The 3,127-nt window shown below is 51.1% G+C and carries 3 protein-coding genes; 2 read left to right on the top strand and 1 reads right to left on the bottom strand.

What is annotated here, in order from left to right; translation table 11 throughout:
* Nucleotides 1-289: 289 nt before the first annotated feature.
* Entirely contained in the window at nt 290-1,180 is an 891-nt protein-coding gene (locus M3P21_RS22200; protein WP_249713690.1) for a phage tail protein, read from the bottom strand.
* A gap of 406 nt (nt 1,181-1,586) precedes the next feature.
* Between M3P21_RS22200 and M3P21_RS22195 the strand changes: the two genes are divergently transcribed.
* Both M3P21_RS22195 and M3P21_RS22865 read left to right on the top strand, forming a co-directional pair.
* Nucleotides 1,587-2,291, top strand: coding sequence for an SDR family NAD(P)-dependent oxidoreductase (locus M3P21_RS22195; protein WP_249713689.1), 705 nt, complete (start codon nt 1,587-1,589; stop codon nt 2,289-2,291).
* Between the two features lie 153 nt (nt 2,292-2,444).
* The gene (locus M3P21_RS22865; protein ID WP_373320119.1) at nt 2,445-3,002 is read left to right on the top strand and encodes an HNH endonuclease; all 558 of its coding nucleotides are present in this window, start codon (nt 2,445-2,447) and stop codon (nt 3,000-3,002) included.
* Nucleotides 3,003-3,127: the final 125 nt, after the last annotated feature.

Here is a 3,127-nt window from a genome sequence, read left to right as displayed (position 1 = left end):
AATAATCACATAAATACAACACGTTAACAGCCACCTTCGGGTGGCTCTTCGCGTTGTGCCACCATCGCTGGAAGCACTGTGGAAGCAAACGGAAGCATTTGAATGCGTGGCAGAAACGCAACAAGTGCGGCCGTTGAGCTTTGTCTAGTGTCCGCTTTCAGATCCAGGCATATGAAACGTCGTTTTAGCGGAGGCGCTCGTAGCGAAGAGCTTCCCCAACTGAACTGATCCACCGCCATATTTCACGACAGAATGATGCGTCTAAGCGCGCCCCACGCTCGCTCCAACGTTACTCCTTTTTGCAGAAATACAGAGCGATATAGGGAGGCATGTTGTTGTGCGGGGCGCTTCCCCCAACCGCCGTGGTGCCAACGTTTCGATTGGCCTGACCGCCCTCTCGGAACGATGCGATATGAAATTGATCGTCGTTCGCGACATCTACAGACGATCCATTTAGACTCACGGATTGATCTCCACGTGAGTTTATCCAAACCACTTCATGCCTGTGAGACGGCATCTCATTCAATGTGAGAACGTGAAGCTCTGCGCCACCAGTTTGTCCAACAGGATGCGTCAATAAGCGGCGACCATTTTCGCCTTCGTTTCGATGTTCGCCGGCTCCTACGATTGTCCGCCCTCCCCCATCTTCAAATACCGACCAACCGAGTGGGCAACCTTCGTTGCTATCGAATGCGGCAACCAATCCTCTAGGAAGAGTTACGACGGCGGCGAGATCAGAGGCGCTGGCCTCTGCTATTACTTCAAGCTGGGGCTTCACTAATTCGGCTAGGTCCGCTGTGAGGCGCTCCTTGAGATATTTATCAACGTCATCGCGAGCATCTTTCTTGGCGCTGTTCGCGGCGGCCTCAATTTCAATTTTGGCGTCGGAAGTTGCCGCAATTGCCGCTTTGGAAATCTCCGCTTCTGCATCGCCAACCCGATCGTCGGTGAGTAGGTTCACTTTAGCCACTAACTTTTCGTCAATCCTGTGCTGCAAAATGCTGCTGTCAAGCCTCTCACCCAGGACCCAAATTGCCAACCCAACTCCGGCCGCGAGGCCGATTCCACCGACATAGAAAGCATTTCGGTATAGCCGCTGAACATAGTCTCTGTGCGCTTGAATGTCTTCCGTCAGAATTTCCAGAATTCTCTTTTCTGACGGTTCTTCATTCTCCACCATAGACTTCTCCTGCAATTGTCTTTGCGTATCTTAATATAGGATAGAGGCTTCGCTTTTAACGCAAAACGTAATCAGTTGCACAAACATTTGGGAAGCGGAAACTCTAAGCCCCGTTGGCTATGTGCAGAAGCGGTCGTTTTTTGTATGTGACAGAAAAGTATGAGCTTTGACCCTTGCCTGGCCGCCCTTGAAAACCCGACATTGGTTCAAAGCGCAGCATACGGTAGTATGGGCTGGCAGCGGACATCCGACCGTCTTGGTTAGATAAACGGGGCCAGCCCGGAGCAGACCTTCAAAACAAGACTTTGCAATTCCGGCTTTGCGAACTTTGCTGCCCCTCACCGAACGAACCAAAAAGTTATGTGTTACGATTGCAGAGAGACGAAAGCTGCAAGGAGAAGAAGTCATGGATGGCAAGGTTTGCGTCATCATCGGTTTTGGCCCTGGCTTAGGTGCCGCATATGCTGAGACTTTCAAACAGGCCGGTTACTCTCTCGCACTGCTGAGTCGTTCGGGCGCCACATTCGGTGACGAGAGTTCAACTGATACGTCAGTTCGACCCTACAGATGCGACGCTGGAAACCCGGATAGCTTGAAAAAAGCGCTTTCCGCAGTCCAGAGCGATCTAGGCGAAATTGAGGTCGTTATCTACAATGCAGACCTCGCACAGTTTGGAACGCTTGAAGACGTTTCGGAGCTCCAGTTCGAGCAGAGTTGGCGTGTCGGGGCTCTTGGTCTTTTTACTACCGCAAAGCTTCTAGGGTCTCAGATGGCCGAACGTGGTTCCGGAGTGATCATTGTATCGGGCGCGACCGCGGCGCTTCGTGGGAACGTCTGGACGACGGTTTTTGCGCCTTCAAAGTCTGCCCAACGTACGCTGGCAAATGCACTGGCCAAGCAACTCGGTCCAAGGGGTGTTCATGTGGCTTATCTTGTTATCGATGGTGTGATCGACACCGAGGACACACGGACGAACTTTGCACCAGATGAACCCGACGACTTCTTTATCAAGCCAGAGCGGATTGCGGAGACAGCTCTGATGTTGGCGCGACAAGACAAGTCGGCCTGGACATTCGAACTCGACATTCGCCCCTTCGGAGAAAAGTGGTAGCTCTCTGACAGCACAAAGCTGACGATCACTTGTCCGCAGCGGTGGAAGATCAACGCACCGACGCCAACCGCTGCTTGTTTGGTTGAATGAGCATAGCCCAAGGAAATTGACTGATTGCCAGATGTGACTCTCGAAACTACGGTCTGAGCCACGATGAGACCGGAGATTGGATTGAAGACGTCCAGCATTAAGAAATACTTGAAGCCGAACACAATTGCGCAGCGAAAGAGCACCTTCTCGAACGCGTTCGCGTCAGCTCTTGCACCATATGATGAGTATTCGGAGGCCGCCGTTGAAGAGGCAATTTATGACCTCGGTCAAGATCCAACGGCAGACCTCGTTTGCGTCTATTGTGGGGAAGAGGCCGCAACTTGGGACCATGTGTTCAATAGAGTCCTAAAGGGTGAGTTCTCCGGACACGGACATCGCATTCGAAACCTAGTTCCTTGTTGTAGAACATGCAACGAACGCAAGGGAAAGAAGCATTGGAAGACCTTTCTGGAACTTCTAAATGCACCAGACAAAGATCTGCGAATACGCCAAATTGAACGGTTTCTTTGCGCACACGCGGCTCCTGATGACCACGAAGTCATCAGAAACAAGGCTCCTGAAGAGTTGAACCAGTTCCTAGAGATACGATCCCAAATATTCAGCCTTATGGCGGAAGCAGATCAACTAGCAAAGATAATTCGACAAAAAGCGAAATCATAAACAGCCCAAAACGGACACTTTGGGTCGTTACATGGGGCGGCAAGTAACCTTGGCTGAAATAGAGAACAGTTACATGAGGTGATCAAAACCGACTCTTGCTCTCGTATTACGAAAAACTGCTCAAT

Source organism: Ruegeria spongiae, assembly GCF_023502395.1.
Taxonomy (GTDB): domain Bacteria; phylum Pseudomonadota; class Alphaproteobacteria; order Rhodobacterales; family Rhodobacteraceae; genus Ruegeria_C; species Ruegeria_C spongiae.
The sequence above is the reverse complement of the archived record's forward strand: the minus strand, read 5'-3'. Positions and strand labels throughout refer to the sequence as shown.